The sequence below is a fragment of the Marinobacter sp. genome, from assembly GCF_033722195.1.
Lineage (GTDB): Bacteria > Pseudomonadota > Gammaproteobacteria > Pseudomonadales > Oleiphilaceae > Marinobacter.
In genome coordinates, this window is the sequence record NZ_JAWVZL010000032.1 from 1 (window position 1) to 25,185 (window position 25,185).

Below are 25,185 nucleotides of genomic sequence, written 5' to 3' on the forward strand. Positions count from 1 at the left end.
ACCGCGCGCTGTGACTTCCCCGGCGGCGACGCCGGCAGGCTGTACCGCTCCATCCGCAAACTACTGGCGCTGCCGGAGGAGACCCGGATGTTTGTCTGTCACGACTACCCCGGCGACCGGCGTGAGCATGCCTGCGAGACCACCGTGGCGCAGCAGAAGCGCCACAACATCCATGTCCGTGAGGGCATCAGCGAGGCCGAGTTCGTGCAGATGCGGGAAGCCCGCGATGCCACCCTGGAGATGCCGCGGCTGATCCTGCCGTCGGTACAGGTCAACGTGCGGGCCGGCCAGATGCCGCCGCCGGAGGATAACGGGGTGCGTTACCTCAAGATTCCGCTGAACCGGCTATGACGCACTTTCCCGCTTGAGGAACTCGTCCGGCGTCACGATGGTGGCGCGGGCCTTCTTGCGGCCCCGCAGCAGGTCGTCGTCGTTGCTGATCAGGGTGGCGCCGCTGGCGTCCGCCAGGGCGGCGAACTTGCGGTCGGCGGGGTCGGGTACGTAGCCGAAGCGGCCGGGGTGGGTGCGCTTGCGGAAGCGGCCGCTGGTGCGGAACAGGGCGCGGCTGTCCTTCGGCGACAGGCCGGGGATCTTGCCCAGGATGTGCTCGATCTCACCCCGGGTCTGGCGATTCCACACCATGCGCAGCCGGCCCTGGCGCACCCGGTTGAGGATGCGGGCGGAGGCGCTGTGCTTGTTGAAGCTGGCGGCCACCAGTACGTTGGTGTCCAGGATCACGTCCTTGCTCACGAGCGCCCCGCCGCCCAGCTGGTGCGCCCCAGCTCCACCACCCGTTCAACGTCCTGGGCCGGCACGGCGCTCTGGTCACCCATCTCCAGGGTGTCGTAGTGGAACACGTAGAGCCGCGAGGCGAATTCGGCGAACGGCAGCGAGGCCTCGCCGAAGCGCTCTCCGGAGCCCTGGATGGCGCAGCAGATGCCCTGGCCCCAGTCCTGGCCGCTGTCGTTGTTGGGGTTGTAGAAGTACACCCGCATCTCGCCGGCCGGGTCCAGCGCGACCCGGCGGATGGCGATGGCGTGGCGGCCCACGAAGCGGGCGGCGCTGTCGGTGACGGCGATGCCCGCCGGCTGGGGGTGGATCATCGGCATGCCGCCGTTGAAGTAGGGGTGGTAGCAGGCGTAGAAGTGGCGCACGAAGCCCTCGTAGTCCTCCACGTCGCCGGTCTGGATATTGGCCACCACTCGGAAGCCGTGGCCCACCCACCAGCCGTAGAACTCCGGGTCGATCCAGCGGTGGAGGTCGTCATCGCGAACGCCGCAGAGCCGGCCCATCTCGATGTAGATGCGGTCCAGGTGGGGCACCAGGATCAGCGACACCGGGTCCACGTCGATGGGAGGTATCTTGGCCAGGCCCGCCTCCAGGCCCTTGGAGGAGATCTGCTGGCCCTCGAACCGCATCAGCACCTCATCGTCCCGGGCGGCCCAGGTCAGCAGCTGCAGCAGGTAGGCGGTGTCGTTCATCGCCCACATGGACAGCCCGATCACCGACTGGCAGGTGGGGTTGTTGCCCTGGCCCACGCCCAGCGGCAGCCCCAGCAGGGTGATCACGCCGGCCAGCAGGAATACCCGGGGCGGCCGGGCGTCACCGAACACACTGGTGAGCTTCTCGCTGGCCTCCGCCGACAGGGTAATCGCAACCTGGCGCCAAAGCCCCGCCGCCAGGGTGGGGGTGAACAGGGTGCCGCGCTCCAGCATCATGGCCAGGCCATAGACCGCTCGCGGGGTTTCCGGGAATACCGCCTCGTCGATCAGCTTGTGGATCAGTTCGGGGTAGCACTGCAGCACGTCCAGCCCGGTGGTGCTCAGGCCCAGGGCGGCGGCGATCAGGTCGTCGTGGCGGCCCCGCAGGTGGCGCAGGAACACCGGGTGGTAGGGCGACACCAGGCCGGTATGGTGCATGGCGGCGGCGAAAGCGCTGGCCTCGGTTTCCAGCTCGGTGCGGCTCATGGCCGCCAGGCGGGTCTCGTAGACGTCCAGGCCGGGGTCCTCCTGGCAGCCGCTGGTGGGCCCGAACACCGCGCTCACCAGGGTGCGGGCGTGCTCCATGGGGCCGGTCTCGATGGTGGGGTCCAGCAGCACCTTGGCGATCTGGCCGATCATGCTCTTGATGCTGTCGGTCTGCACCGGGCGCTGGGCCAGCTGGCGCCAGACCTCGGCCACCAGGCTGTCGAGGATGCTCTCATAACCCAGGCGGTCCAGCAGGTAGACGTAGAGCGCCTGCACGATCATACCCATGTCCTGGGGCCGCTCCCGGTCGGCCTCGCTGAGGGTGCCGGAGAGCAGGTCCAGGTTCAGGGCCATGACCTGGGTCAGGAAGCGGCGGGCCTGCTCCGACGACATGCCGGGATGGAAGTAGTCGCCGGCAGCCACCGCCAGCAGCCGGATCTCGCTCAGAGCCTCGATCATGGTGACGGTGAAGGTGCCCTGACGCAGGGAGCGCACCGCCAGGTCCGGCTGCAGGATGTCGGGCTTGGCCCAGTCGGTGTCGGCGAAAACACCGGCGTGCTCGATCCGGTCCACCCGGTCGTAGACCCGGTCCAGGCCGCCGGGCAGTTTCATCAGCGCCTTGGCGGAGGCCAGCACCTGGGACAGGGTCATCTGGGGAGAACCCGGCGACATCAGTGGTGGCAGGCGGTCGGGGTCGCCGTAACCCAGCTTGTCGTATTCGGCCAGCACCCGGTCAAAGGCCGCGGTCAGGCGTTCAAGATCGGCAGTGGTAGTCTCAGCAGTCATGGCAATCCGGCTCCGGAAGTTGCTCGGTTCGTCGGCGCGACAACAGCACTGGGGCGCCGGCTACCTCAATCTTCGTCAGCTCTTAAGCATGTCAGCTGCGGCCGGTATCTGGCAAACGCCGTGCGCCCTTTTGGCGCGAACTGCCCCGGCCAACACCGGCGCGACCCGCCTGGCCGCTCTCGCCGGCCTGCTCGTCCATCAGCTGCGCCCGCATGCGCGGCAGGTGCTCCGGATAATTGGCCTGCATGAAGGTCACCAGGCCCTCCCGCACCGCGCAGCGCAGGTCCCAGGTCTTGCTGGAATCCGGCGCGCCCATGAGGAAACGCACCTGCAGGCCCTGCTCGCCCACCTCGGTCACCTGTACCGTTTCGGTCTTGCGGTCCCAGAGTTTGGACTCCCGCAGCAGCCGGCCGAATTCCTCCCGCAGCGGGGCAATGGGCATGGTGTAGTCCACCCACAGGAAGACCGTGCCCAGCAGGTCGGCGGTGTTGCGGGACCAGTTCTGGAAGGGGTTCTCGATGAACCACTGCAGCGGCACCACCAGCCGGCGCAGGTCCCACACCCGCAGCACCACGTAGGTGGCGGTGACCTCTTCCACCCAGCACCATTCGCCCTCCACGTTGAGCACGTCGTCGATGCGAAAGGGCTGGGTAAGGGCAATCTGCATGCCCGCCAGCAGGTTGCCCAGCACCGGCCGGGCGGCGAAGCCCAGGATGATGCCGCCGATGCCGGCCGAGGCGAGCAGGCTGGCGCCCAGTTTCTGCACCGGCTCGAAGGTCATCAGGGCAATGCCGAAACCCATGATCACGATGATGATGTTGAGGCCCCGGACCAGAAAGCGGGTCTGGGTTTCCACCTTGCGGGCCCGCTTCCATTCGTTCTCCAGCACGGGGTTGAGCTGCACGATCACATCGCCGATGGCGGAGGTGAGGCGCACCGCCGCCCAGGTCAGCGACAGGATCAGCAGCAGGGCGGCGATTTGCTGGAGGCCGGCCAGCAGGGGCAGCTCGGCCGGCACCGTGGCCAGCATGGTGTTGAGCACCACCAGGCAGATGGACACCCCCAGGGCGCGGGCAGCGGCATCCAGGAACAGGCGGGGCACGGCGCGGGACTCGGTGAAGTGCCGCACCAGGCCCAGCATCAGGCGGTACACCACCGCTGTCGCCAGTACCGCCAGCAGCGCCTGGCCGCCGGGCAGCAGCCACGCCGTCAGGGCAGACTCGAGGTTGTCGATCATGCCTGGCTCCGCAAACGGGTGTGGAGTCTTCAACTTAGTTCATGGCTCCGGCACGGGCCAGGCTCTTGTTTTCGGCGCTTTGTCCGCAACGGGGCTTTGTGGTATCGATGGCACAGACGCAGGACGAACGAACATCAGCACCGGAGGCGGAGCCACCATGAAACTCACCTTCCTGGGTACCCGCGGCTACATCGACTCGGTCACCGACCGGCACCGGCGCCACACCGCCGCCCTGGTGGGCTATCGTGGCCGGGCGCTGATGATCGACTGCGGCGCCGACTGGCGGCGGGAAGTCTGGAAGGTGAAACCCCACGCCCTGATCATCACCCACGCCCACCCCGACCACGCCTTTGGTCTGCAGGACGGCGCGCCCTGTCCGGTCTGGGCCACGGAAGAGTCCTGGCAGACCATGGCGGACTGGCCGATCGAAAAGTCCCTGCGGCACACCTTGCGCCCCCGCCGCCCCGAAACCATCGAGGGCATCCGGGTGGAGGCTTTCCCGGTGATTCATTCCCAGAAGGCGCCTGCGGTGGGCTACCGGATTACGGCGGGCCGGGTGACGGTGTTCTATGTGCCAGACGTGGTCTGGATCGAGGACCGGGCGGAGGCCTTCGACGGTATCCGCTGCTACATCGGCGACGGCGCCTCCCTGGACCAGAGCCTGGTGCGCAAGGACAAGGACGGCAACCTGATGGGCCACACCCCGGTGCGCGCCCAGCTCACCTGGTGCCAGAAGGAGGGGGTGGCGGAGATGATCGTCACCCATTGCGGCGAGCAGATCGTCGGCGGCGATGAACGCACCCTGGGTGCCCAGCTGCGGCAATACGCCGATGAACGTGGCGTGAAGGCCGGCATCGCCCACGACGGCATGATCCGCATCCTGCGCTGACGATTGTCCGCGGCCGGCTATTTCTTCCGGGCCCGCTCCTGGCGGATGGCCCGGCGCTGTTGTTTGTTGGGCATGTGCTCGCGGTTTTCCAGCACCGCTTTGAGGTCGCGGTAGGCCTGGTTCCACTGCGGCGTGTTCTTGTAGAGGATGTCGCTGCCGGTGGCCACTTCGTTGCCTTCCAGCGGCTCCGGCGGCTCGGGGCACTGGAGCAGCGCCTCGCGCCGCTTCATCAGCGTGCCGGTGTGCAGCTTCTCCAGCTCCGCGACGGATTTGCGTTCGATGGGTTCAGCCATGGCGCTTCCTTATTGCTGCATCGTTCAGTTTCCCGCCGGCCGGACTGACGGCAGGTCCTGTAGACAGTGTAGACTTTGGCCAGGACTGGTCGACAGGAGAGCGCCGGATGGCGGGTTGTTGTGAAAGTGATTGCGCCCTGGACGCCCGGCAGGGCCGGCAACGGACCACCCTTCGCTGGGTTTTGGGCATCAATGCGGTGATGTTCGTGGTGATTGTGGCGGCGGCGCTCTATAGCCGCTCCAGCGCCCTGTTCGCCGACAGTTTCGACAACCTGGGGGATGCCCTGACCTACGCCCTCAGCCTGTTCGCGGTGTCCCGCGGCGCCACCGTGAAAGCCCGGGTGGCGCTGTTCAAGGGCGTGCTGATCCTGCTGGGGGCCAGCGCCGTGGCCATCCAGATTCTCTATCGCCTGGCCGAACCCGCCACGCCCATCTTCGAGGTGATGGGCGCCTTCAGTCTGCTGGCGCTGGTCGCCAACTCGGTGTGCCTGGGGCTGCTCTGGCGCCACCGCCAGGAGGACGTCAACATGAGTTCGGTGTGGGAATGCTCCCGCAACGACATCGCCACCAACCTCTCGGTATTCGTCGCCGCCGGCGCGGTCTGGCTCACCAGCGCCGCCTGGCCGGATCTGATCGTGGCGGCGGCACTGGTGGTGCTGCTGTTCCGCTCCGGTATCCGGGTGATCGGCTCCGCCCGGCGGGAGCTGGTGGCGGCCTGAGGGCCGCCGCTCAGCCCTCCGCGGGACGGAAATCCAGCGCCCGGCCGTTGTTGCACCAGCGCTTGCCGGTGGGCTCGGGGCCGTCGTCGAAGACATGGCCCTGGTGGCCGCCGCAGCGCCGGCAGTGGTACTCGGTGCGGGGGAACAGCAGCTTGTAGTCGGTCTTGGTGTCTACCGCGTCCGGCAGGGGCTCATAGAAGCTGGGCCAGCCGGTGCCGCTCTCGAACTTGGTTTCGGAGCTGAACAGGGGCAGGGCGCAGCCGGCGCAGATGTAGGTGCCCTTGCGGGTCTCGGCGTTAAGCGGGCTGCTGAACGCAGGCTCGGTGCCTTCCTCCCGCAGGATCTCGAATTCCTCTTCGGTCAGGCGCTGGCGCCACTGCTCTTCGGTGAGACTCTTCCAGTCCACTTCATCCGGGCTTTTGCCCGAACCTGCACCGGCGCCCTGCTCCGCCGCCCACAGACGGCCGGGCAGGCTGGAGGTGCCGGCCAGCCCCAGCAGGGCGACACCGGACAGGGCTTTGAGAAACTGACGACGAGGTTTGCTTGTCTTGGTATCCATACTCCTGTGATAGCGGGTGGTGATCAAAAAAGCAACACCGGAGTGGAGGTTCCCGCCAAGGGCGAGGGTCGGCGCCGGGGTTGCCGGGCTTTCGGCCCTGCCGCTATGCTGGCGGAACCCGGTCCGTCACTGGGCCCATTCGACCCTCAGCACCGAGCCCAAGGAGCCATGTCCGCCAACCGCCTGCGCAAGATCACCCTGGCTCCAGCCCTGATGTTCGAGTTGTCCCTGGCCCTGGTGGGGCTGGCGGGCATCTGGCTGTTCAGCCTGCAGGTGCCCATGTCGGGGCTGTCCTATGGGGAGGCGGTGGTGCTGGGTGTGCTGGCGGGCCTGCTGACCCTGGTGGTGCTGGCCGGCGTGGCCAGGCTGCCCAGGTTTTTCCAGGACAGCCTGCGCCGTCATGTGCAGGACCTGCACGGCTTTGCCCGGGGCTTTTCCCTGCCGGCGCTGGCCTTGCTGTCGCTGGCGGCGGGGATCGGCGAGGAGGTGCTGTTCCGCGGCTTCCTGCAGACCGGTCTGGTGGAACTGCTGGGTTCGCTGCCGGGCATCATCGCCACGGCCCTGCTGTTCGGCCTGGTGCACTGCCTGTCGCTGGCCTATTTCATCATGGCCACGGCGCTTGGGCTGCTGCTGGGCCTGGCCTACGCTGCCACCGACAGCCTGCTGCTGGTGATCATCTGGCACGCGGCCTACGACCTGGTGGCGCTGGTGCTGCTGGCCCGCTTCCCGCACTGGCTGGGCATCGAGGACACGGCCGCAACCCGTTTGTAACCACCGGCCAAAGCCACTTTTCGAAACACGCTTTAAGGGATGAAACGCATGCAACTGTACCTGAACCAGACCTCTCCCTACGCCCGGGTGGCACGGATCGTCGCCGTGGAGAAGGGCCTGCTGGACCGGGTCGAGCTGGAGTGGGTGGACCCCTGGGCAAACCGCGAAGAGCTGATTGCGGTCAACCCCGCCAGCCGCATCCCGGTGCTCACCACCGACGACGGCGAGGCCCTGTCCGAAAGCCTGCTGATTGCTCTCTACCTGGATGAACAGGGCGCCAGCAACCGCCTGGTGCCGGCGCCGGAGCGGGCCCGGGTGCTGGCCCTGGCCGGCCGTGGCCAGGCCCTGGCCGACGCTGCCTTCAACACCGTGATCGGCCGCAAGCATGAAGGCCTCAAGTCCGACGACACCGTGCTGGGCCAGCGCCGGCTGGTGGCGATGCGCCGTCTGCTGGCGGAACTGGCCCACGGCGTGGACCGGCCGGTGATGGAAATGCCCCTGAACCTGGGCCACATCGTGCTGGCGGTGGCGCTGGACTACCTGGATTTCCGCCTGCCGGAACTGGCCTGGCGGGACAAACACCCGGCCCTGGCCACCTGGGCCGACCCGGTGCTGGGCCGCGACAGCTTCACCCAGACCGCGTTCGAGTAACCGCTATGACCTCTGGCGCCGGCTTGGCGTATCCGGGCAAAGCGCTCGCGGCCCTGCTGCTGGCCGGCCTGGTGTTCGCCCTGTTAACCGGCCCCGCTGCCGCCCGAGACTGCTCGGCCATGGCACGGACGGACTACGAGCGGCTCTACTGCCGCCTGGTCAATGAGGGTCACGGCGCCGGCCTGCCGGCGTTCGAGGATTTCCGGCGCAACACGCCCCGGGTGCAGGCGCTGTTGCTGAAGCGCCCGGCGCAGCGGGCCGGACTGGAACTGCCTGACGCGCCCGAGGCCAGGCCCGCTACACCAGCCAGGCCCGACGCACCCCGCCAGCGCCCAGAGGCACCGCCGGCGGCGACGCGCCAGGCTGAACAACAAACCGCAGTCACCGCTCCGGCTCTGGCGGACTGCGAGTTGCTGGGGGAGGTGATCCAGTGCCCGGACCGGCGCCTGGAACTGGTGGACAACCTGCCAAACCGGGCGCTGGCGCCCGACGCCCTGGCGGACAGCCAGCGACTGGATCTGCCGGCGTTTCAGGGGGACCCCGCCGATGGGCCGGCGCTGCGGCGCTATCTCTCCGACGCCTACGATCACTACCTGCAGCGCATGCTGGACATTGGCCTGGGCGGCGCCACCATGAGCTTCAGCCAGTTCTACCGAAGTTATTTCCGCCATCGGGACCAGGGGGTGGACTTCACCGAGCGCATGGAGGCCACCTTCCAGTACCTCCGGCAGGACAAGCTCACCAAGGCGGTGCCGGCCCGGCTGCACAGCCGCCTGCCGGATGATATCGATGCCTGTACGCCCATCAAGCGCCAGCTCGTGGTCTGCGACAACGGGGTCACCAACTGGGTCTACCAAGGCACCGAAAGGCAACCGTAAGGCGGTGGCAATGTTCCTCGCCGCCCGGGCTTGTTAAGCTGATGGTCTGATTCATTCGTACCCGACCGGAGGCGCCCCATGTTATTGGCCGACAAATCCACCGGACACGTTATCGAGATTCAGGACATTCATGCCCTGTTCGACCCGCTGGAAGCCACGGTGCGGGGCAGTCTTCACTACGGTGAGGAGGCCCAGGATCCAGAGCTTTTCGCCAAGTCCGAACTGAGCTTTCCCTCCGGCGAGGCGCTGCCCCAGTGCTGGACCGACCCGGATTACCGGCGCCGCAGCTGAGCGCCGACGTTTGATACTGATCAAGGGGTAACCCAGCAAGATGCCAGACACCCGACAGATCGCCGGCCTTGCCCTGGACCGGCTGGAGCGGATCGAAACCCACCTCGACCGCCACTATATCCAGCCCGGCAAGCTGCCCGGGGCCCTGACCCTGGTAGCCCGGCGCGGCGAGATCGCCAGCGTCACCGCCCAGGGCATGATGGATGTGGAGCGGGGCAAACCGGTGAGCCGCGACACCCTGTTCCGCATCTATTCGATGACCAAGCCCATCACCTCCATCGCCATGATGCAGCTCTACGAGCAGGGCCGCTTCCTGCTGGACGATCCGGTGCACAGGTACATTCCGTCCTGGAAGAACCGGCGGGTGTTCAAGGCCGGTGTCTACCCGAATTTCATGACCGAACCGGCCACCAGCATCATGACGGTGCGGGACCTGTTCACCCACATGTCCGGGCTGACCTACGGTTTCATGAGCCGCACCAACCTGGACGCCGCCTACCGCGAGCTGCAGCTGGACGGCAGCAAGGACCTGACCCTGGACACCCTGGTGGAGCGGCTGGCGGAGCTGCCGCTGGAGTTCAACCCCGGCACCGCCTGGAACTACTCGGTAGGCACCGATGTGCTGGGCTACCTGGTGCAGCTGCTGGCGGACCAGCCGTTCGATGAGTACCTGCGGGAGAACATTTTCGAGCCCCTGGAGATGGTGGATACCGGCTTTCACGTCAGCAACCTGCAGGCTGAGCGTTTTGCCGCCTGCTACCAGTACGCGCCCGGTGACCGCATGAAGCTGCAGGACGACCCGGAGCACTCCCACTTCCGCCGCGAGGGCAGCTACCTGTCCGGTGGCGGCGGCCTGGTGTCCACCATCGACGATTACTTCCACTTCGCCCAGGCCCTGTGCCAGGGCGGCGAGTACCAGGGCCGGCGCATCATCGGCCGCAAGACCCTGGAGTTCATGCGCCGCAACCACCTGCCCGGTAACCAGGACCTGCCGTCGCTGTCGGTGGGCTCCTTCAGTGAGACCCCTTACGCCGGCACGGGCTTTGGCCTGGGTTTCTCGGTCAAGACCGATGTGGCCAAGTCCCAGATCAACGGCTCGGAAGGGGAGTACGGCTGGGGCGGCCTGGCCAGCACCCATTTCATGATTGACCCGGTGGAGGAACTGGTGATGATTTTCATGACCCAGCTGATTCCGTCATCGTCCTATCCACTGCGCCAGGAGCTGCGCGCCATCGTCAACGGCGCCCTGGTGGACTGACAACTTTTCAATTGACGCCTACAGGAGGTAGTACTGTGAGTACTGTACGACATTCCCTCAGATTCCGGCTCGGCGCTGCCATGGTGGCACTGCTGCTGTTCGCGGTTATCAGCCATGGCGCCGAGGATGACAGCAAGGCCTCGGTGGAATCTATCCGTCAGGAAGTGCAGGATCTCCAGCAGGAACTGCAGGATTTCACCGAGGAGCGCCGCAAGGAGCTTACAAAGGACATCGAGGCTACCCTCAGCGACATCGATGCCCGTATCGAGGCGCTGGAGACCCGGATTAGCGAAGACTGGCAGCAGATGGACAAGGTCGCCCGCGCCCACGCCCGCTCCTCATTGGGGGCACTGCGCCGTGAGCGGGCGCGGGTGGCTGACTGGTACCAGCGCATGCAGGACAGCTCCGAGTTCACCTGGGAGTCCATGAAGGAGGGCTTCAACGAGGCCTTCAACAGCATGGCGGACGCCTGGAAAACCGCCGAGAAAGACGTTCAGAAGGCTATCGACGGGGAGAAGTGACCGCGATCAGCTGTCGCGGCCGGTCTCTCCGGTCTTGCCTGCCGACCCGGTCTCCCGCGCCTCGCCACCATGGTTGGCGTCGAAATCCGGGTTGCGTGGGTCCAGCTCGGCCATCCCCAGGGCGGCTTCCGGCGTCATGGTGACAAAGTGTTCCTGCTTCTCGAGCGGCACGTGCACCGGCCGCAGCACCATGAAGCCGATCAGCAGTCCCAGGATCACCGCGTTGCTGACGAACAGGCCCATGGGACCCAGTACCGCCATGAAGCCGGAACTCACCAGCGGGCCGACGATGCTGCCAATGCCGTAGCTCAGCAAAAGCGCCGTACTTGCGGCGGTGACCTGGTGGCTCTCCATCAGGTCGTTGGAGATGGCCACGGCAATGGGGTAGAGGGTGGCGCTGATGCCCATGTAGAGCCCCACGAACAGCACCAGAACGTAGATATTGAAAGACCCGAGGAAGGCCGCGATCAGGCTGCACACCGCCGCCACACTGGCGGCCACCAGCATCACCCGGTAGCGGTCGAAGCGGTCGCACAGCAGGCCTACCGGCCAGGCCAGGATCATGGCGGCAACGATGGCCGAAGCCATGAAGTTGGACAGGGCGCCCACATCCAGGCCAATGCGGTTACCGTAGACCGGCCCCATGGTGTAGAAGGCGCTGATCAGCAGGCCCGCCACCAGGGCGCCCAGGGTCCCCACCGGCGATACCCGATAGAGATTCATCAGCGACATGCGCTGGTGCTCCCCCACCGAGGGCGACTCCCGCCGGGTCAGCGACAGCGGCACCACCGCCAGCATGATCAGGATGGCCACCAGCGAGAAGGCCACGAAGCCGGCCGGATCGGCCACCCGGATCAGCACCTGGCCGCCGGCGGTGGAGAGGAAGAACACCACCTGGTAGACCGCGAACAGGGTGGCCCGGTTCTCGTTGGTGGCCTTGCTGGAGAACCAACTCTCCATGACGATCATCAGGCCCGCCATGACAAACCCCGCCAGCGCCCGCAGGCCGCCCCAGAGGCCGGCCTCCACCGCCATTGGGTAGATCAGCACCGAGGCCGCCAGCACTGCGCCAAATACCGCAAAGGCGCGTATGTGGCCGACCCGCTGTATGATGCGACCGGCGTAGAGTGTGCCCAGTACGAAACCCACCGAGTAGAACACCAGGATCAGGCCGATGGTGGTGGTACTGAATTCCTCGATACTCAGGCGCAGACCCAGCAGGGTCATCAGGTAGGCGTTGCCGCTGATCAGCAGGATGATGCTCACGATCAGCGAGGACAGGGTCAGTGCGGTGCGTGTCATCAGGGCTCCCGGTTTCCAGACAGCTCAGATGCGCCCCGTACGCTGCCATAGGGGCCTGGGGCCGGGGCGCGACGTCAGTACTAGATGTGCTGACGGGATAGGATCACTTCAAGGGGTCGTCAGGCCGGGTCGCCTTCCCAGCCGATGGGCTTGATGAAACCGGCGGCGCGGGGGTGGCCGCCGCCACCGTAGGACTCGGCGATGACGCTGACATCCCGGCCGTCCGGCTGGGAGCGCAGGCTGAACTTGCGCCCGTGGGGCGTGTCGAAGTAACAGGCTGCGAAGGGTTGGCCCTCGGACATGCGGCTGCCGGCCTCGGACACGAACATGTAGGGGATGTTGGCCACCGGTACCGTCTCGCCACCGATCACCATGGTGCGGCCGGTGGCCCGGATCAGGTCCGCCACGTCCTTGCGGTGCTTGCGCTCCAGGGCCGCGCCGATGGTCATCAGCTGCTCCCGGCCGGCAGGGTCTTCCAGCGCTGAGGCAAGGCTGTCCCAGATCTCGAACACCTGCTCGTGGGAGAACAGCACCGCGGTGATCTCGCGGGTGCCCGGCACCCGGAACTGCCACAGATCCCGGTCCTGGATGTGCTGGATCAGCCGGGGCCGGTCTTCGCCCGGGAAGCACCAGTCCCAGGCCATGGCGGCGCCGGAGCGCTCCATGTCGAATTCGCCCTGGATGCGGCCGGAGGCCAGCAGGGGCCTGAGGTCGTTTTCGGCGGTCTTGTGGTGATCCAGCACGGTCACCGAGCGGGCGCTGTCCGCCATCGCCTCCAGTTGCGCCCTGGGGTAGGCGAAATCCACCAGCAGCACGTCTTCGCCGGCGCACTCTGGGGCAGGCCGACCGTGGGCGCCGGGGAAGAAGCGCACCTGGTCGCCGAATCGGCGGCGTATGGCCCAGGCGGCGCCAAAGCCGTCGGCGCAGTTGCCGTGGTAGATGCACAGGGTCGGGCTGATCATGCTGGTCTCCGTCATGGGCCCGTCATCAGGCCATTATTTCCGGTTGCCGGCAGTGTAGGGGCAATCGTTGCCGGGGAACAGTCCGGGGCGGGCCTTCGGTATTTCCCTAGGCCGGCGGTGAAGGCGCCTCTGCCGAAACCTGATGGGCTGCTTTAAACTACAGTAGAATAGGAATTTCCATTGTTGACGTTGGAGTATTTGCATGGCGTTCCGCACGGTTTCCGTTTCCACTTTCCTGGCACTGGGTCTGACGCTCTGGTCGTCTGCGCTGTTGGCCAGCGAGGAACTCCGGCAACGCCTGGAAGCGCTCAACCAGGGCCACCCGGTCACCGCGTTTGGTGAGCCGCTGATGGCGCGCGAAGCACTGTTCAACTTCTACCATGAGCGCGCCTACACCCCCGCCTGGGACAGTGCCGACCACCGCCGGCAGATGGTGGCCGCCATCGCGCGCGCGGCCGAAGACGGGCTGGAGCCCAACGATTACCATGTCGCGCCATTGCGGGATCTGCTGGAGCAGCCCCTGGAGAGTCTGCAGCCCACCGAGCGGGTGGACCTGGACCTGCTGCTGTCCGACAGCTTCCTGATGCTGGCTTCGCACCTGCTGGAAGGCAAGGTCAACCCGGAATCCATCGACGCCGAGTGGCTGGCCAATCGCCGCCAGCGCCTGATGGCGCCGGTACTGACCGAAGCGCTCGCCAGCGCCGACCTGACCTCGCAGCTGGCTGCCCTGCGGCCGGCCCAGGCCGGCTATGCCGCCCTGCTGGCGGCACGCGCCAGCCTGCTGCCCCTGCTGACCCTGGACTGGTCACCCTTGCCCGCTGGCCCGGCGCTGAAGCCCGGCATGGTGGACGACCGCGTACCCGCGCTGCGCCAGCGCCTGGTGGCGCTGGGTGACCTGCCCCCGGAGGCCGTCAGTGAAGACACCGCCGAGCTGGCGGTGGACCCGGTGGCCGAGGACCTTACCGGTCTGCCCGCGGTATTGCCCGAGACTGCGGACGCCCGGCTCTATGACGAGGCCCTGCAGGCGTCCGTGCGCCGCTTCCAGGCCCGCCACGGCCTGGAGGACGATGCCGTGGTGGGACGTGACACCCTGTCGGCGCTGAATGTGTCGCCGGGCCGGCGCCTGCAGCAAGTGGACCTGAACCTGGAGCGCTGGCGCTGGCTGCCGGACCAGCTGGGGGACACCCACGTCATGGTCAACATCGCCGGCTTTGAAATGCGGGTCATGGCCAATGGCGAAGAACGTCTTCGCAAGCGGGTGATCGTGGGCCGGCCCTACCGTCGCACCCCGGTATTCAGCGACCAGATCCGTTACCTGGTGTTCAATCCCACCTGGACCGTGCCCCGCAAGTTGATGGTGCAGGACAAGCTGCCTGAGATCATCGCCGACCCGGATTACCTGAATCGGCTGGGCTTCACCGTCTATGATGGCTGGGGTGCCGACCGTCAGGTGGTTGACCCGCTGAGCATCGACTGGACCGCCCTCACGCCGCGCAATTTTCCCTACCAGCTGGTGCAGGAGCCGGGGCCGGAGAACGCGCTGGGCCAGGTCAAGTTCATGTTTCCCAACAAGTTCGATGTCTACCTGCACGACACACCGGCGCGGGACCTGTTCAGCCAGACCGAGCGCTCGTTCAGCTCCGGCTGTATCCGGGTGGAGGACCCGCTGACCCTGGCCGCCATCCTGCTGGCGGACGATCCGGCCTGGACACCGGAGCGTATCCAGCAATTAGTGGACTCGAAAAAACTCACCACCGTGACCCTGAAAAAACCGGTACCGGTGCATCTGGAATACTGGACCGCCTGGGTGGATGAAGCCGGCCATCTCCACTTCCGCAAGGACATCTACCAGCGCGACGATCGCCTGCTGCTGGCCCTGCGCACACCCCTGAACCCGATGCCGGCGGTGGTGGCGGAGAATCCCTGAGGCCAGGGCCTGGCGTGTAAAACGGTGTTAGGATGACCGGATTCCCCGACACCCAGGCAGGGGGCAAGAGCTTGGGCCGGACAGGAAGGGAGTTATGCCGACACAGAATTGCCGCGGGTTTTGGCGTACCGGGCTTGCCATTGTGGCCATCAGCCTGAGCCTGTCGGCGTTGGCCAAGGCCCGGATCGATATGGTCACCGAAGCCTGGCCGCCGCTGGTGGAGCAGCAGAACGGCAGCCCCGCAGGTGTGTTGTGGCAGACCGCAAGCGAAGCCCTGGCCTGCCTGGGCATCACCGCGAAACTCGACTTCGTGCCCTGGAAGCGGGCCCTGAGCCAGGTCCGTCAGGGTCAGAAAGACGCCATACTCGGCATCGGTTACACCCCCGAGCGCTCACGGTCCTTCCAGTTCCCCGCCGAACCCCTGTACAACAGTGAAACCGTGGCCTTCCATGCCGCCGACCGGGATCTGGACATCGACAATGTGCAGTCCCTGGCGGGCCTGCAGGTGGGGGTGTCGGCGGGCTACAGCTACTCGCAGCAGATCCGCGAGGCCGACTTTTTTGAGCGGGTCAGGGTACCGGACATCGCCAGCGGCCTGAGGATGGTCCGACTGGGACGGGTGGATGTACTCCTGGCCAACCGCCTGGTGGGTGAGACCCGTCTGGAACAGTTGGGCCTGCAGGAGAAGATCGCCGCCTCGGATACCGCCCTCAGCGGCGGCCCGGTCTACCTGGCGTTTGCCGCCCAGGCGTCGCCCCTGCTGGTGCAGATGTTCTCGGAGACCCTGGCGGCCTACAAGCGCGAGGGCGAATGCCCCACCTCGGCATCGGACCCTGCTTTGCTACACTGAGTGGATACACCTTTGAAAAGGAGTCCGCGATGAGTCGCAGTAACCAGGCTGAACGTCGCTTCGAGCGGCATGTCCGGGAACACCTGCTGACCGGCTACCGCCACCTGGTGGAAGACGCCGACGACGAGGCCACCGAGGAAACCCTGGAAGCCCACGCCCTGCTGGCGGACGCCATGCAGGCCCGGGCCACCGACCTGCACCTGGACCCCTTTCCCGATCATCATCGCATCCGCCTGCGCATCGACGGCATGGTGGTGGACGCCATGGAAATCACCCCCGAGCAGGGCCTGCGCCTCGGCAACCAGTTCAAGGCCCTGGCCAGCCTGGACCCCATCCCCTCGGTGCGCTGCAGCGAAGGCAGCTTCGCCTACACCCTGGATGACGTTGACCTGGACCTGCGGATCACCGCGGTGCCCTGCGTGTCCGGCGACAAGCTGGCCATCCGCGTGCTGTCGCCGCCGGAAGGCGTGCACGATGTCCAGAAACTGGGGGTGCCGGGCCACGGCGTGGAATGGATCCGGCGCTGGATGGACGCTACCGGCGGCATGTTCCTGGTGGCCGGGCCCACCGGCAGCGGCAAGACCACCACCCTCTATGCCCTGCTGCACGAACTCAAGCTCAGCGACAGCCACGTCATCACCCTGGAGGACCCGGTGGAGTACGAGGTGCCGGGCATCAACCAGATCCAGGTGGACCCCCGCCACGACCTCACCTTTGCCACCGGAACCCAGGCCATGCTGCGGCTGGACCCGGACTACGTTCTGATCGGCGAGATCCGCGACGTGCCCTCGGCCCAGGCCGCCGTCAGCGTGGCCACCAGTGGCCGGGCCCTGATGGGCACCCTCCACAGCCGGGACGCGGTGGGTACCGTCACCGCGCTGCGCAACCTGGGGCTGGACGACTACGAGATCGCCGCCAACCTGGGCCTGGTGGCGGCCCAGCGGCTGGTGCGCAAACTCTGCCCGGAATGCCGCACCGAGCGGGAGCCCGACGACATCGAGCGCCAGTGGCTGGAGGATTGCGGCCGCGATGTGCCGAATCGCACCTGGGCGGCCCAGGGCTGCCCCGAGTGTGACGGCCTGGGCTTCCGGGGCCGTACCGGCATCTTCGAGGTGTGGCAGCCCAGCGAGGAGGACTACGCCCTGATCCTGCGCCATGAGGACGAGCACGCCCTGCGTCACGCCCTCATCCAGCGAGGCTACCCGCTGATGCTGGACGACGGCCTGGCCAAGGTGGAGGAGGGCATCACCACCCTGCGGGAGCTGCTGCGCACCGGTACCCTGCTGCCGGGCTACAAGTCGGTCAGGCCGGCTTCCTGATAACCGGATGTGCTGGCAAACGCCGCACTTATGCGCAGATGTACCAATAAAGGTCGTTATTTGCCGGTCAGTCTGTTATTGTCCTTCCTGTTCCTACCTCGAAGGATTTCGTGACTGACCGGCTCCGGCCGACCTCACGACCCCATCCGATACGACCTTTCAGAGGGCGGCGCCAGCAAGATCGCGCGTACGCAGTCGTTTTTACAGTCGCATGACTTTTTCACGGTTCTACCCGTCGCGGACATCCGGATCTGGGCAGGGACCGCAAGAGATTTTACTTTATGGATTTTTCCTCACTCGGCCTTTCCGAGAAGCTGGTTCGTGCCACCGCCGACCAGGGTTACACCTCACCGTCTCCGATCCAGGAGAAAGCGATTCCCGCCGTGCTGTCCGGACAGGACGTTATGGCCGCCGCCCAGACCGGCACCGGCAAGACAGCAGGCTTTACCCTGCCGCTGCTGCAGCGTCTGGCGGAAACACCCCGCCAGGGCAAGGGCATCCGTGTCCTGATCCTCACCCCGACGCGGGAGCTGGCCGCCCAGGTGGGCGCCAGTGTCGAGCTTTACAGCAAGTACATGCCTACCACCTCGGCGGTGGTCTTTGGCGGCGTCAAGATCAACCCCCAGATCGCCAAGCTGCGCCGCGGCGTGGACGTGCTGGTGGCCACACCCGGCCGCCTGATGGACCTGCACCAGCAGGGCGCCGTGCGCTTTGACGGCGTCGAGACCCTGGTGCTGGATGAAGCCGACCGCATGCTGGACATGGGTTTCATCCGCGACATCCGCAAGATCCTGGCGTTGCTGCCGGCCAAGCGCCAGAACCTGCTGTTCTCCGCCACCTTCTCCGGCGAGATCCGCAAGCTGGCGGAAGGCCTGCTGACCAACCCGGTGCAGGTGGAAGTGGCCGCCCGTAACGCCACCGCCGACCGGGTCGAGCAGTCCGTCTACCCGGTGGACCAGAACCAGAAGTCAGCGCTGCTGAGCCAGCTGGTCAAGCACAACGACTGGCAGCAGGTACTGGTGTTCACCCGCACCAAGCATGGCGCCAACCGCCTGACCCAGAAGCTGGAGAAGGACGGCATCACCGCCGCCGCCATCCATGGCAACAAGTCCCAGGGTGCCCGTACCCGGGCCCTGCAGGATTTCAAACAGGGCGATATCCGTGTCCTGGTGGCCACCGACATTGCGGCCCGTGGTCTGGACATCAAGCAGTTGCCCCAGGTGGTCAACTTCGAGCTGCCCAACGTACCGGAAGACTACGTTCACCGTATCGGCCGTACCGGTCGTGCCGGTGAGAGCGGTCACGCCCTGTCGCTGGTGAGCGCCGACGAAGGCAAGCTGCTGGCGGGCATAGAGCGGCTGATCAGGCAGGAGCTGCCCCGCAAGACCCTGGCCGGTTTCGAGCCCAGTGTCGAGATCACCACGCGGCCCAAGAACGGCCCCCGGCCAGGCGCCGGCGGCCGAGGTCGCAGCGGTGGCGGCAATGGTCCCGGCCGTGGCCGTGGTGGCAACGGTGGCGGCCAGGCCCGTAGCGGCGGCAACGCCGGCAACGGTCAGTCCCGTCGGCCGGCCGGTCGTCGCGAAACCGCCTGACCCGTCGCCCAATAAAAAACCGCCATCCCGGCAAGGATGGCGGTTTTTTTATGCCTGCGATCCAGGCTCAGAAGCGGTAGCTGAAGCCCACCATGTACACCAGCGGGTCGATCTCCACATCCACCGTGCCGGTGGCGGCCAGATCACCGGCGCCGTCAAAGGCACGGATGGTGGCCTCGGTGTCGATGTCCACCCACCAGATGGCGGCGTTGATGCCGAAGCGGTCATCCAGCGCCACGTCCAGGCCCAGCTCCGCCGCCACGCCGACGCTGTCGTCCAGCTCGATGGTGGTGCTGGCGGCACCCAGGGCGCCGGTCAGGGTCGGGGTGGTGCGCTCCTCGAAGAAGAGGGTGTAGTTGACCCCTAGGCCGGCGTAGGGCTGGAAGCGGCTGCCGGCGGCCAGCGGGTAGTACTGCAGGGTGAGGGTGGGCGGCAGGTGCTTGGTCTCCGCCAGTTTGCCGGCACCGGCGAGGGCGGCACCGTCACCGCGAATGTTGTGCTTGAAGGGCGTCGCCGCCAGCAGGCCCACACCGATGTGGTCGGTAAGCAGGTAACTGGCGGTGAGCCCGAGCTGGCGGTTGGAGTCGACGTTGACTTCCCAGCCTGTCAGCACGGTATCGCCCACCCGTACGCTGTTGCTGGAATCCTGTGGATCCACCGCCGCCACCCCGGCGCGCAGCACCAGGTCACCGGCGTCGTAGGCATTGGCAAGCGGTGCCGCAAGCACGGAAGCGGCCAGCAGGCTGAAACGGAATGAACGGGGCATGGCAATCTCCTTGACCGGATTAAGAGGAATGCTCAGAGCCTAACGATTTGTCGGGAAGCGCTTTTGATCCAGCGCAAACCGGGGACCGGACGGAGGCCCGGACCAGGTGGGGAGTTGATTTAGCTCAAGGGAACCGGATATTGATAGGTAAAGGCTGTTGCCCGGCCCCCGAAGATACCGACGAATCCCAGGAGCCCAGAACGCCATGCCAGTCCCAAAAGCCCTCTGTATCGACATTTCCGGTGTCCTCCACGAAGATGGTGAGGTAGTCAGCGGCGCCCGGGATGCCCTTGCCAAAGTGCGGGACGCCGACGTGCCCTGCCGTTTTCTCACCAACACCTCCCGCAAGCCCTCTCGGGCCGTGGTTGATCAGCTCCGGGAGCTGGGTTTCGAGGCCAGGGCGGAGGAAGTGCTGACGGCGCCGGCGGCGGTGGCGCGTCACTTGAAGGCGCGCAAGCTGAAACCCTGGCTGCTGGTGCATCCGGACATCGAGGAGGAATTCGATGCGGTATCGGCGGAGGAAGCCGACGCGGTGGTGGTCTGTGACGCCGGCAAGCGTTTCGACTATCAACGGCTGGATCAGGCCTTTGGCCTGCTGATGGACGGCGCACCGCTGCTGGCGGTGGGCATGAACCGTTACTTCAAGCAGTCCGACGGCCTGCACCTGGACGCCGGCCCCTTCATCCGCGCCCTGGAGTACGCCGCCGGCGTGGAGGCCACCGTCATCGGCAAGCCCGGCGAGGCCATGTTCCGGGAGGCCTGCGACAGCATGGGCGTGGCGCCGGAGGACTGCCTGATGATCGGCGACGATGTGGAGGCGGACATCGGCGGTGCCCGCAAGGCCGGATTGGCGGCGGCGCTGGTGAGAACCGGCAAATGTCAGGACGATGACAGGGATCGGGCCGAAGAACTGGACGCCGAAATCTTCGACGATTTCGCCGCCGTGGTATCCCACTGGTTCTAGCGCCCGAGGCCGCGCCATCCGCGTGCTGGCCGAATCCATACCGCTGTTGCTGGGGCTGACCTGTATGGATTACCGGACAGAGTGTCCAGCTTTACAGACAGCTGGCGCGCCGGATTCCGGAAAACGTCCTGCGACTCGGACATCCACGACGGCAATTCCCCGCTTTTTCCAACCCCGCGAGACCAAACCCACCTGAAAACAGCAGCTTGGCCAATTGGCACGGTTTCTGTATCGCAATCCGACATAACGATAAAAACTGCCTGAAGAACAAGACATTAAGCATTCTGTTTTTCAACCCGGCTCGGATAATAATAAGGAACAACCATGCGCTTTCTCCTCCTGGCTCTTCTGCTGGCAAGCCCCCTGTGTTTCGCCAAAACCGTCGTCATCGTCCAGAGCTACCACCTGGACTACAAGTGGGATGCGGACTACATCGAAGCGGTGCGCTCCGTACTGGACGACAAGCACGACATCCACGTGTTCGAACTGGACACCAAGCGCCTGGCAAAGCCGGAGTGGCCACAGAAGGTGGCGGAGGTCCAGCAGGCCATTGCCGGCCTCGATCCCGATGTGGCCATCCTCGGCGATGACAATGCCTTCTCCCTGATGGCGGACCATCTGGTGGCGCGGCAGGTTCCGGTGGTGTTTCTCGGGGTAAACGGCGGGCCGGCGCAGCATCCGACCCTGACCCATCCCCTGGTGACCGGTATCCTGGAGCGACCTTTCTTCGCCGAGAGCATCCGCCACCTGCGCAAGGTGCTGCGCCAGAAAGAGCGCTTCCTGGTGCTGATGGACGACTCGCCCACCATGCGCAATGCGGTCACCGAGTACTTTGGCGACAAGCGCGAGGCCACCATCTACGGCTCCAGCCTGGACATCGTCCTGACCAACGACCGGGACACCTGGCTGGAAACGGTGCTGGCGGCCCATGAAACCTACGACGCCGTGGTACTGGGCACCCACCACACCATCCGCCATCAGGACGGCCGGTACGCCGAACCCCGGGAACTGCTGAAAGAAGCCTTCTACCGATCCCAGCTGCCGCTGTTCTCGTTCTGGGACATTTTTGTCGGTGAGGAGCAGAGCATCGGCGGCTTCACCATCTCCGCCTACCAGGAGGGCCTCACCGCGGCCCGGCTGGCCACACTCATCCTCAATGGGGTACGCCCCGGGCAGATTCCCCAGCTGAAATCACTCAGTGGCCATTACGTCTACAGCCGTAGCGGGCTGGATCACTGGAATCTGGATCTGTCAGTGCTGATTGCCAGTCAGGCCATTTTTTTCGAGTAGATTCATGCGGCGGCTTCTCCAGAAACGCCGCCGGCGGTCGTCAAGTGAGTAACGAGCATCATTAAGGGGATCTTGAGTGGCTGACACACCGTTTCAATCCGTCGAACGCAGGCTCGGGGTCAGTGGCAAGCTGCTGATTGCGCCGGTGTTCATCCTGCTGCTGTTTGGCCTGGTCACCTTCTACAGCGTGCGGGAGTTCCAGAACCTGGATCAGCGCATGGAAACCGTGGCCACGGAGCTGGCGCCGGAGACCGCGGTGGCCACCGAGGTTCTGGTCAAACTCTACCAATTGCGGCTGCAGGCCTTCGATTACTACCAGACCGGCAACGAGGACATCCTGGCCCGGTTCCAGCAGCTGGAATCCGAACTTCTGGCGGAGCTGGAGCGTGCCCGGAGCAATCTCCAGGCACCGGACAGGGTAAGACAGGTCGACCAGATTGAGCAGGCCACCCTGCAGTACGCCCGCATCTTCAGGGACGAGCTGGTGCCCGCCAAACAGCAGGTCCAGCGCATTGTCGCGGAGCAACTGGACGAGTACGGTCCGGCCGCCTCCGAGGCCCTGCGCCGGGCCATCGACGGTATCACCAACCGGGCGCCGGACAGCCCGCTGCGGGTCGCCCTGGAGCAGCTGATCAACGATACCCTGCTAATGCGTGTGGCGACCCAGCGCTATTTTGCCGACGGCACCGACGACTCCGAGGCTGCGCTCAAGTACGCCATGGAGGATGTCTCGGTGGCGCTGGAGTTCCTGGACCGGGATGCCGTGCCGGACTTCATCCGCCAGTACCTGGACGCCGCTTTCGAAGCCCTCGGGCAATACCAGGTCGCCGTCAACGAACTGCTGGTCCAGCAGAGCGCCATGAAACGCACCAAGAACCAGCAGCTCGACGGCCTCGGGCCCGAGATCACCGCGCTGGCGAGGGGCTTCGAGGAGCAGGTGTTTGCCGCCCTGGAGTCGGTGGCCGAGGAGGCCGGTGCGGAAACCGACACCGCCTTGCGCCTGACCCTGGTGGCCTTCGCCGTCTCGGTGGTGCTGGGGCTGTTGGTGTCGGTGCTGATGAGCCGGGCCATGGCCGGGAGCGTGAAGCGGGCCCGGGAGGGCATTCTCGGCTATCTGCGGGACATCGGGAACAACCGGGGCAATGTGGAGACCCGCCTGGCACCGGGCCGCGCCGATGAAATCGGCGATTTCATCGCGGCGGTCAACCAGTTCCTGGCCACCCTGCAGGACATCATCGCCGGCATCGCCACCGCTTCCGGCAAGCTCAACCGCGAATCCGAGTCGCTGTCCGCCATTACCGGTAGGACCTCCACCAACTCCGAGCACCAGCGGGAGCAGATTACCCAGGTGGCCGCCGCCATGCAGGAGATGGGCTCCACCTCCGACGAGATCGCCTCCAACACCAGTGACACCGACGAGTCCGCCCGCCACGCCGCCCAGCTGGCCGAAACCGGACAGGTGACTGTGAGCAAGGCCGTGGACTCGGTGGCCCGGCTGGCGGAGCAGGTGCAGGAGGCAGCCCAGCGGATCCAGCGCCTGGAACAGGAGTCCGGCGAAATCGGCAAGGTGCTGGCGGTGATCCAGAGTATCGCCGAGCAAACCAACCTGCTGGCCCTTAACGCCGCCATCGAGGCGGCCCGGGCGGGCGACGCCGGTCGCGGCTTCTCGGTGGTGGCCGATGAGGTGCGGGGCCTGGCGAAACGGGTACAGGATTCCACCGTGGATATCGAGCGCATTGTCTCCAGCCTGCAGCAGGAGGCCGCGGGCGCCGTGGTGGACATGAGCAGGGCGCGCCAGGGGGCGAAGGAAGCCAGCGAGCAGGCCGGCAAATCCGGCGCCGCCCTGGCGGAGATCCTCGACGCCGTCAATCGCATCGCGGACATGACCACCCAGGTGGCCAGCGCCACCGAACAGCAGCGGGCCACGGCCGCCGAGATGACCCGCAACGTCGAGGCCAGTAGCAGTGCCATCGACGACCTGAGCGGGGATATCGCCCAGGTCAACCAGTCCGGCCAGTCACTGGCGGGCATGGCTGGCGAGATGAGTACCCTGGTGCGTCGCTTTCAGGTGGACTGAGGCGAAACTCAGCTGTCGGGCCGCGACTCGATGTCCACCACCCGGCCGTTGCGCAGGGTCACCACCTGGCGGAACTGGTTGCTGGCGAAGTCATACAGCCACTGCTGGATCAGCACCGGCTGCAGGGCATAGCCGTGTTGGGGGTAGCTGTTGGTGGCGGGCGTCTGCCACTCCAACCGCTTGGAGGCGGGCTCGCCGCAACGGGCAATGAGCTCGTATTCGGTTCTGGCGTGCCGCAGGGTGCCCGGGTCGCAACTGGGGGATTCGGGGACATGGAAACCGTAGCCCTGGTCGTCCACCCGCACCAATTTGCCGTTGCGGAAGATCACCCGGCGGATAAAACGCTGCGGTCCCGGGTTGTAGTACCAGTGCTCTTCGGTCTGGATCACGCCCAGGCCCGGCAGGGTCGCAGTGGGGTAGGCGGCGATATAGTCCGGCGCCCCGCAACTCTCCTCCACCTCATAGGGCCAGGCACCGTCGCTGACCAGGGAACTGCCGCAGCGCAGCGTGCCATGACCGGCTTGGGTCACAGCGAGTAGGGCAATCAGGGTCAGAGTCCGCAGAGCTGTCGTCATGTTCTGACTTTGCGCCGGTTTGGGGTCCGGTTCAAGACCGGGTTTGTGACGCCAGGGCGCGGTTCGGACCGCCCTATCCCTCGACCTGGTCCGACTGCTGACGTCGCCCCGGTTTGGTGGCAATGAGGAAATAGACCTCTTTCGAGGTTTTCGGTACCCACCGGTGCTGGATTTCGAATCCTGCGCCCTCCAGGCTGGCCTCCAGTTCCGTGCGGGACAGGAATTTCACGAACGGCGCGATGCGCAGCAATCGGGCCAGCACGGCGACCGGTTTGAGGAAGGGGTAGGTGTCCCTGAGGCAGACGGTGTTGCTGATAAACACACCGCCGGGTTTCAGCAGGCTGAAAACCTGCCGGATGGCGGCGTCCGGATCACGCAGCAGATGGAGAATGCTCAAACCCAGCACGGCATCGAAGCGTTGCTGTTGCCGGTAGAGCTCATCGAGGCTGGCAACCCGGAAATCCACGTTGGCAATGGCTGCCTCCGCCGATCTTCTTCCCGCGATTTCGATCATCCGGTCAGATACGTCGGTGGCAAGGTAGTGGCGGACTTTGGGTGCGTGCTGCAGCGCTGTGCCGCCGGTACCGCAACCGAATTCCAGCACCTCCATGTCGGCGCTGAGGTATTGCTGAGTGAGCGCAATCTTTTTCGCATAGGCGCCCTGGTCTGCAATCGGCCGTCTGGCGTAGCGTTCCGCGTTGCGATTCCAGAATCTGACCGACGAATCCATGGACTTCCCTT

Annotated in this window: 25 protein-coding genes and 1 pseudogene; 16 read left to right on the forward strand and 10 right to left on the reverse strand. The window is 65.9% G+C overall.

The window, feature by feature from the left end; all coding sequences use genetic code 11:
- Positions 1-351: pseudogene (locus R3280_RS08070) on the forward strand (MBL fold metallo-hydrolase); the annotation flags it as partial.
- Here R3280_RS08070 and R3280_RS08075 read toward each other — a convergent pair.
- The 3 genes from R3280_RS08075 to R3280_RS08085 form a co-directional block, all read right to left on the reverse strand.
- Positions 346-750: a putative toxin-antitoxin system toxin component, PIN family gene (locus tag R3280_RS08075; RefSeq protein ID WP_318998083.1), complete on the reverse strand. Its 405-nt coding sequence runs from the start codon at positions 748-750 to the stop codon at positions 346-348. The pseudogene R3280_RS08070 and the gene R3280_RS08075 sit on opposite strands and share 6 nt — an antisense overlap.
- Positions 747-2,753: a hypothetical protein gene (locus R3280_RS08080; protein ID WP_318998084.1), complete on the reverse strand. Its 2,007-nt coding sequence runs from the start codon at positions 2,751-2,753 to the stop codon at positions 747-749. Before R3280_RS08080 ends, R3280_RS08075 begins: the two co-directional genes overlap by 4 nt.
- A 91-nt stretch (positions 2,754-2,844) precedes the next feature.
- Complete coding sequence (locus tag R3280_RS08085) at positions 2,845-3,990, reverse strand: mechanosensitive ion channel family protein (protein WP_318998085.1); 1,146 nt, start codon at positions 3,988-3,990, stop codon at positions 2,845-2,847.
- Positions 3,991-4,147: 157 nt separating this feature from the next.
- On the opposite strand from R3280_RS08085, the gene R3280_RS08090 reads away from it, so the two are divergent.
- Positions 4,148-4,879, forward strand: coding sequence for an MBL fold metallo-hydrolase (locus R3280_RS08090; protein ID WP_318998086.1), 732 nt, complete (start codon positions 4,148-4,150; stop codon positions 4,877-4,879).
- Between the two features lie 17 nt (positions 4,880-4,896).
- Here R3280_RS08090 and R3280_RS08095 read toward each other — a convergent pair whose 3' ends face one another.
- Positions 4,897-5,172, reverse strand: a complete 276-nt coding sequence (locus tag R3280_RS08095) for a hypothetical protein (RefSeq protein ID WP_318998087.1) — start codon at positions 5,170-5,172, stop codon at positions 4,897-4,899.
- A gap of 107 nt (positions 5,173-5,279) precedes the next feature.
- Here R3280_RS08095 and R3280_RS08100 point away from each other — a divergent pair, with 107 nt between their 5' ends.
- The gene (locus R3280_RS08100; protein WP_318998088.1) at positions 5,280-5,891 is read left to right on the forward strand and encodes a cation transporter; all 612 of its coding nucleotides are present in this window, start codon (positions 5,280-5,282) and stop codon (positions 5,889-5,891) included.
- A gap of 10 nt (positions 5,892-5,901) precedes the next feature.
- On the opposite strand, the gene msrB is transcribed toward R3280_RS08100, so the two are convergent.
- On the reverse strand, positions 5,902-6,450 hold the full coding sequence (gene msrB / locus R3280_RS08105; protein WP_318998089.1) for a peptide-methionine (R)-S-oxide reductase MsrB: 549 nt from the start codon (positions 6,448-6,450) through the stop codon (positions 5,902-5,904).
- Positions 6,451-6,618: 168 nt separating this feature from the next.
- On the opposite strand from msrB, the gene R3280_RS08110 reads away from it, so the two are divergent.
- From R3280_RS08110 to R3280_RS08135, 6 genes are all read left to right on the forward strand, one after another.
- Positions 6,619-7,221 (forward strand): type II CAAX endopeptidase family protein, encoded by a 603-nt coding sequence (locus R3280_RS08110; protein WP_318998090.1) that lies wholly within the window; start codon positions 6,619-6,621, stop codon positions 7,219-7,221.
- Positions 7,222-7,269: 48 nt separating this feature from the next.
- Entirely contained in the window at positions 7,270-7,872 is a 603-nt protein-coding gene (locus tag R3280_RS08115) for a glutathione S-transferase family protein (protein ID WP_318998091.1), read from the forward strand.
- A gap of 5 nt (positions 7,873-7,877) precedes the next feature.
- Positions 7,878-8,750 carry a hypothetical protein gene (locus R3280_RS08120; protein ID WP_318998092.1) on the forward strand — a complete coding sequence of 291 codons (873 nt, stop codon included), beginning with the start codon at positions 7,878-7,880 and terminating at the stop codon, positions 8,748-8,750.
- A gap of 78 nt (positions 8,751-8,828) precedes the next feature.
- Positions 8,829-9,041 (forward strand): acetyltransferase, encoded by a 213-nt coding sequence (locus R3280_RS08125; protein WP_318998093.1) that lies wholly within the window; start codon positions 8,829-8,831, stop codon positions 9,039-9,041.
- A 40-nt stretch (positions 9,042-9,081) separates the two neighbouring features.
- Positions 9,082-10,299 carry a serine hydrolase domain-containing protein gene (locus R3280_RS08130; protein ID WP_318998094.1) on the forward strand — a complete coding sequence of 406 codons (1,218 nt, stop codon included), beginning with the start codon at positions 9,082-9,084 and terminating at the stop codon, positions 10,297-10,299.
- 35 nt (positions 10,300-10,334) lie between these two features.
- Positions 10,335-10,820 carry a hypothetical protein gene (locus tag R3280_RS08135; protein WP_318998095.1) on the forward strand — a complete coding sequence of 162 codons (486 nt, stop codon included), beginning with the start codon at positions 10,335-10,337 and terminating at the stop codon, positions 10,818-10,820.
- Positions 10,821-10,826: 6 nt separating this feature from the next.
- Here R3280_RS08135 and R3280_RS08140 read toward each other — a convergent pair whose 3' ends face one another.
- Complete coding sequence (locus R3280_RS08140) at positions 10,827-12,122, reverse strand: MFS transporter (RefSeq protein ID WP_318998096.1); 1,296 nt, start codon at positions 12,120-12,122, stop codon at positions 10,827-10,829.
- A 119-nt stretch (positions 12,123-12,241) separates the two neighbouring features.
- Entirely contained in the window at positions 12,242-13,084 is an 843-nt protein-coding gene (locus R3280_RS08145; protein WP_318998097.1) for a phosphohydrolase, read from the reverse strand.
- A gap of 202 nt (positions 13,085-13,286) precedes the next feature.
- Between R3280_RS08145 and R3280_RS08150 the strand changes: the two genes are divergently transcribed.
- From R3280_RS08150 to R3280_RS08165, 4 genes are all read left to right on the forward strand, one after another.
- Positions 13,287-15,011 (forward strand): L,D-transpeptidase family protein, encoded by a 1,725-nt coding sequence (locus tag R3280_RS08150; protein WP_318998098.1) that lies wholly within the window; start codon positions 13,287-13,289, stop codon positions 15,009-15,011.
- A gap of 94 nt (positions 15,012-15,105) precedes the next feature.
- Positions 15,106-15,861 (forward strand): substrate-binding periplasmic protein, encoded by a 756-nt coding sequence (locus R3280_RS08155; RefSeq protein ID WP_318998099.1) that lies wholly within the window; start codon positions 15,106-15,108, stop codon positions 15,859-15,861.
- 29 nt (positions 15,862-15,890) lie between these two features.
- Complete coding sequence (locus tag R3280_RS08160; protein ID WP_318998100.1) at positions 15,891-17,180, forward strand: GspE/PulE family protein; 1,290 nt, start codon at positions 15,891-15,893, stop codon at positions 17,178-17,180.
- A 281-nt stretch (positions 17,181-17,461) separates the two neighbouring features.
- Positions 17,462-18,772, forward strand: coding sequence for a DEAD/DEAH box helicase (locus tag R3280_RS08165; RefSeq protein ID WP_318998101.1), 1,311 nt, complete (start codon positions 17,462-17,464; stop codon positions 18,770-18,772).
- Positions 18,773-18,839: 67 nt separating this feature from the next.
- On the opposite strand, the gene R3280_RS08170 is transcribed toward R3280_RS08165, so the two are convergent.
- Positions 18,840-19,538: an OmpW/AlkL family protein gene (locus R3280_RS08170; protein ID WP_318998102.1), complete on the reverse strand. Its 699-nt coding sequence runs from the start codon at positions 19,536-19,538 to the stop codon at positions 18,840-18,842.
- 205 nt (positions 19,539-19,743) lie between these two features.
- On the opposite strand from R3280_RS08170, the gene R3280_RS08175 reads away from it, so the two are divergent.
- The 3 genes from R3280_RS08175 to R3280_RS08185 all read left to right on the forward strand — a co-directional run bounded on the left by R3280_RS08175 (position 19,744) and on the right by R3280_RS08185 (position 23,869).
- Positions 19,744-20,502 carry a TIGR01458 family HAD-type hydrolase gene (locus tag R3280_RS08175; RefSeq protein ID WP_318998103.1) on the forward strand — a complete coding sequence of 253 codons (759 nt, stop codon included), beginning with the start codon at positions 19,744-19,746 and terminating at the stop codon, positions 20,500-20,502.
- A gap of 324 nt (positions 20,503-20,826) precedes the next feature.
- Positions 20,827-21,792: a hypothetical protein gene (locus tag R3280_RS08180; protein WP_318998104.1), complete on the forward strand. Its 966-nt coding sequence runs from the start codon at positions 20,827-20,829 to the stop codon at positions 21,790-21,792.
- 76 nt (positions 21,793-21,868) lie between these two features.
- Positions 21,869-23,869 carry a methyl-accepting chemotaxis protein gene (locus R3280_RS08185; protein ID WP_318998105.1) on the forward strand — a complete coding sequence of 667 codons (2,001 nt, stop codon included), beginning with the start codon at positions 21,869-21,871 and terminating at the stop codon, positions 23,867-23,869.
- An 8-nt stretch (positions 23,870-23,877) separates the two neighbouring features.
- Here the strand turns inward: R3280_RS08185 and R3280_RS08190 are convergent, their stop codons facing one another.
- Together R3280_RS08190 and R3280_RS08195 are read right to left on the reverse strand one after the other, a co-directional pair.
- Positions 23,878-24,444 (reverse strand): DUF2845 domain-containing protein, encoded by a 567-nt coding sequence (locus R3280_RS08190; RefSeq protein WP_318998106.1) that lies wholly within the window; start codon positions 24,442-24,444, stop codon positions 23,878-23,880.
- A 73-nt stretch (positions 24,445-24,517) separates the two neighbouring features.
- Positions 24,518-25,174 carry a class I SAM-dependent methyltransferase gene (locus R3280_RS08195; RefSeq protein WP_318998107.1) on the reverse strand — a complete coding sequence of 219 codons (657 nt, stop codon included), beginning with the start codon at positions 25,172-25,174 and terminating at the stop codon, positions 24,518-24,520.
- Positions 25,175-25,185: the final 11 nt, after the last annotated feature.

Coding starts and splice junctions, on each gene's coding strand:
- R3280_RS08095 (WP_318998087.1), bottom strand. CDS start 5,172: ATGGCTGAACCCATCGAACGCAAATCCGTCGCGGAGCTGGAGAAGCTG.
- R3280_RS08180 (WP_318998104.1), top strand. CDS start 20,827: ATGCGCTTTCTCCTCCTGGCTCTTCTGCTGGCAAGCCCCCTGTGTTTC.
- R3280_RS08110 (WP_318998090.1), top strand. CDS start 6,619: ATGTCCGCCAACCGCCTGCGCAAGATCACCCTGGCTCCAGCCCTGATG.
- R3280_RS08145 (WP_318998097.1), bottom strand. CDS start 13,084: ATGATCAGCCCGACCCTGTGCATCTACCACGGCAACTGCGCCGACGGC.
- R3280_RS08140 (WP_318998096.1), bottom strand. CDS start 12,122: ATGACACGCACCGCACTGACCCTGTCCTCGCTGATCGTGAGCATCATC.
- R3280_RS08090 (WP_318998086.1), top strand. CDS start 4,148: ATGAAACTCACCTTCCTGGGTACCCGCGGCTACATCGACTCGGTCACC.
- R3280_RS08080 (WP_318998084.1), bottom strand. CDS start 2,753: ATGACTGCTGAGACTACCACTGCCGATCTTGAACGCCTGACCGCGGCC.
- R3280_RS08100 (WP_318998088.1), top strand. CDS start 5,280: ATGGCGGGTTGTTGTGAAAGTGATTGCGCCCTGGACGCCCGGCAGGGC.
- R3280_RS08195 (WP_318998107.1), bottom strand. CDS start 25,174: ATGGATTCGTCGGTCAGATTCTGGAATCGCAACGCGGAACGCTACGCC.
- R3280_RS08115 (WP_318998091.1), top strand. CDS start 7,270: ATGCAACTGTACCTGAACCAGACCTCTCCCTACGCCCGGGTGGCACGG.
- R3280_RS08175 (WP_318998103.1), top strand. CDS start 19,744: ATGCCAGTCCCAAAAGCCCTCTGTATCGACATTTCCGGTGTCCTCCAC.
- R3280_RS08160 (WP_318998100.1), top strand. CDS start 15,891: ATGAGTCGCAGTAACCAGGCTGAACGTCGCTTCGAGCGGCATGTCCGG.
- R3280_RS08190 (WP_318998106.1), bottom strand. CDS start 24,444: ATGACGACAGCTCTGCGGACTCTGACCCTGATTGCCCTACTCGCTGTG.
- R3280_RS08150 (WP_318998098.1), top strand. CDS start 13,287: ATGGCGTTCCGCACGGTTTCCGTTTCCACTTTCCTGGCACTGGGTCTG.
- R3280_RS08165 (WP_318998101.1), top strand. CDS start 17,462: ATGGATTTTTCCTCACTCGGCCTTTCCGAGAAGCTGGTTCGTGCCACC.
- msrB (WP_318998089.1), bottom strand. CDS start 6,450: ATGGATACCAAGACAAGCAAACCTCGTCGTCAGTTTCTCAAAGCCCTG.
- R3280_RS08125 (WP_318998093.1), top strand. CDS start 8,829: ATGTTATTGGCCGACAAATCCACCGGACACGTTATCGAGATTCAGGAC.
- R3280_RS08085 (WP_318998085.1), bottom strand. CDS start 3,990: ATGATCGACAACCTCGAGTCTGCCCTGACGGCGTGGCTGCTGCCCGGC.
- R3280_RS08170 (WP_318998102.1), bottom strand. CDS start 19,538: ATGCCCCGTTCATTCCGTTTCAGCCTGCTGGCCGCTTCCGTGCTTGCG.
- R3280_RS08155 (WP_318998099.1), top strand. CDS start 15,106: ATGCCGACACAGAATTGCCGCGGGTTTTGGCGTACCGGGCTTGCCATT.
- R3280_RS08130 (WP_318998094.1), top strand. CDS start 9,082: ATGCCAGACACCCGACAGATCGCCGGCCTTGCCCTGGACCGGCTGGAG.
- R3280_RS08120 (WP_318998092.1), top strand. CDS start 7,878: ATGACCTCTGGCGCCGGCTTGGCGTATCCGGGCAAAGCGCTCGCGGCC.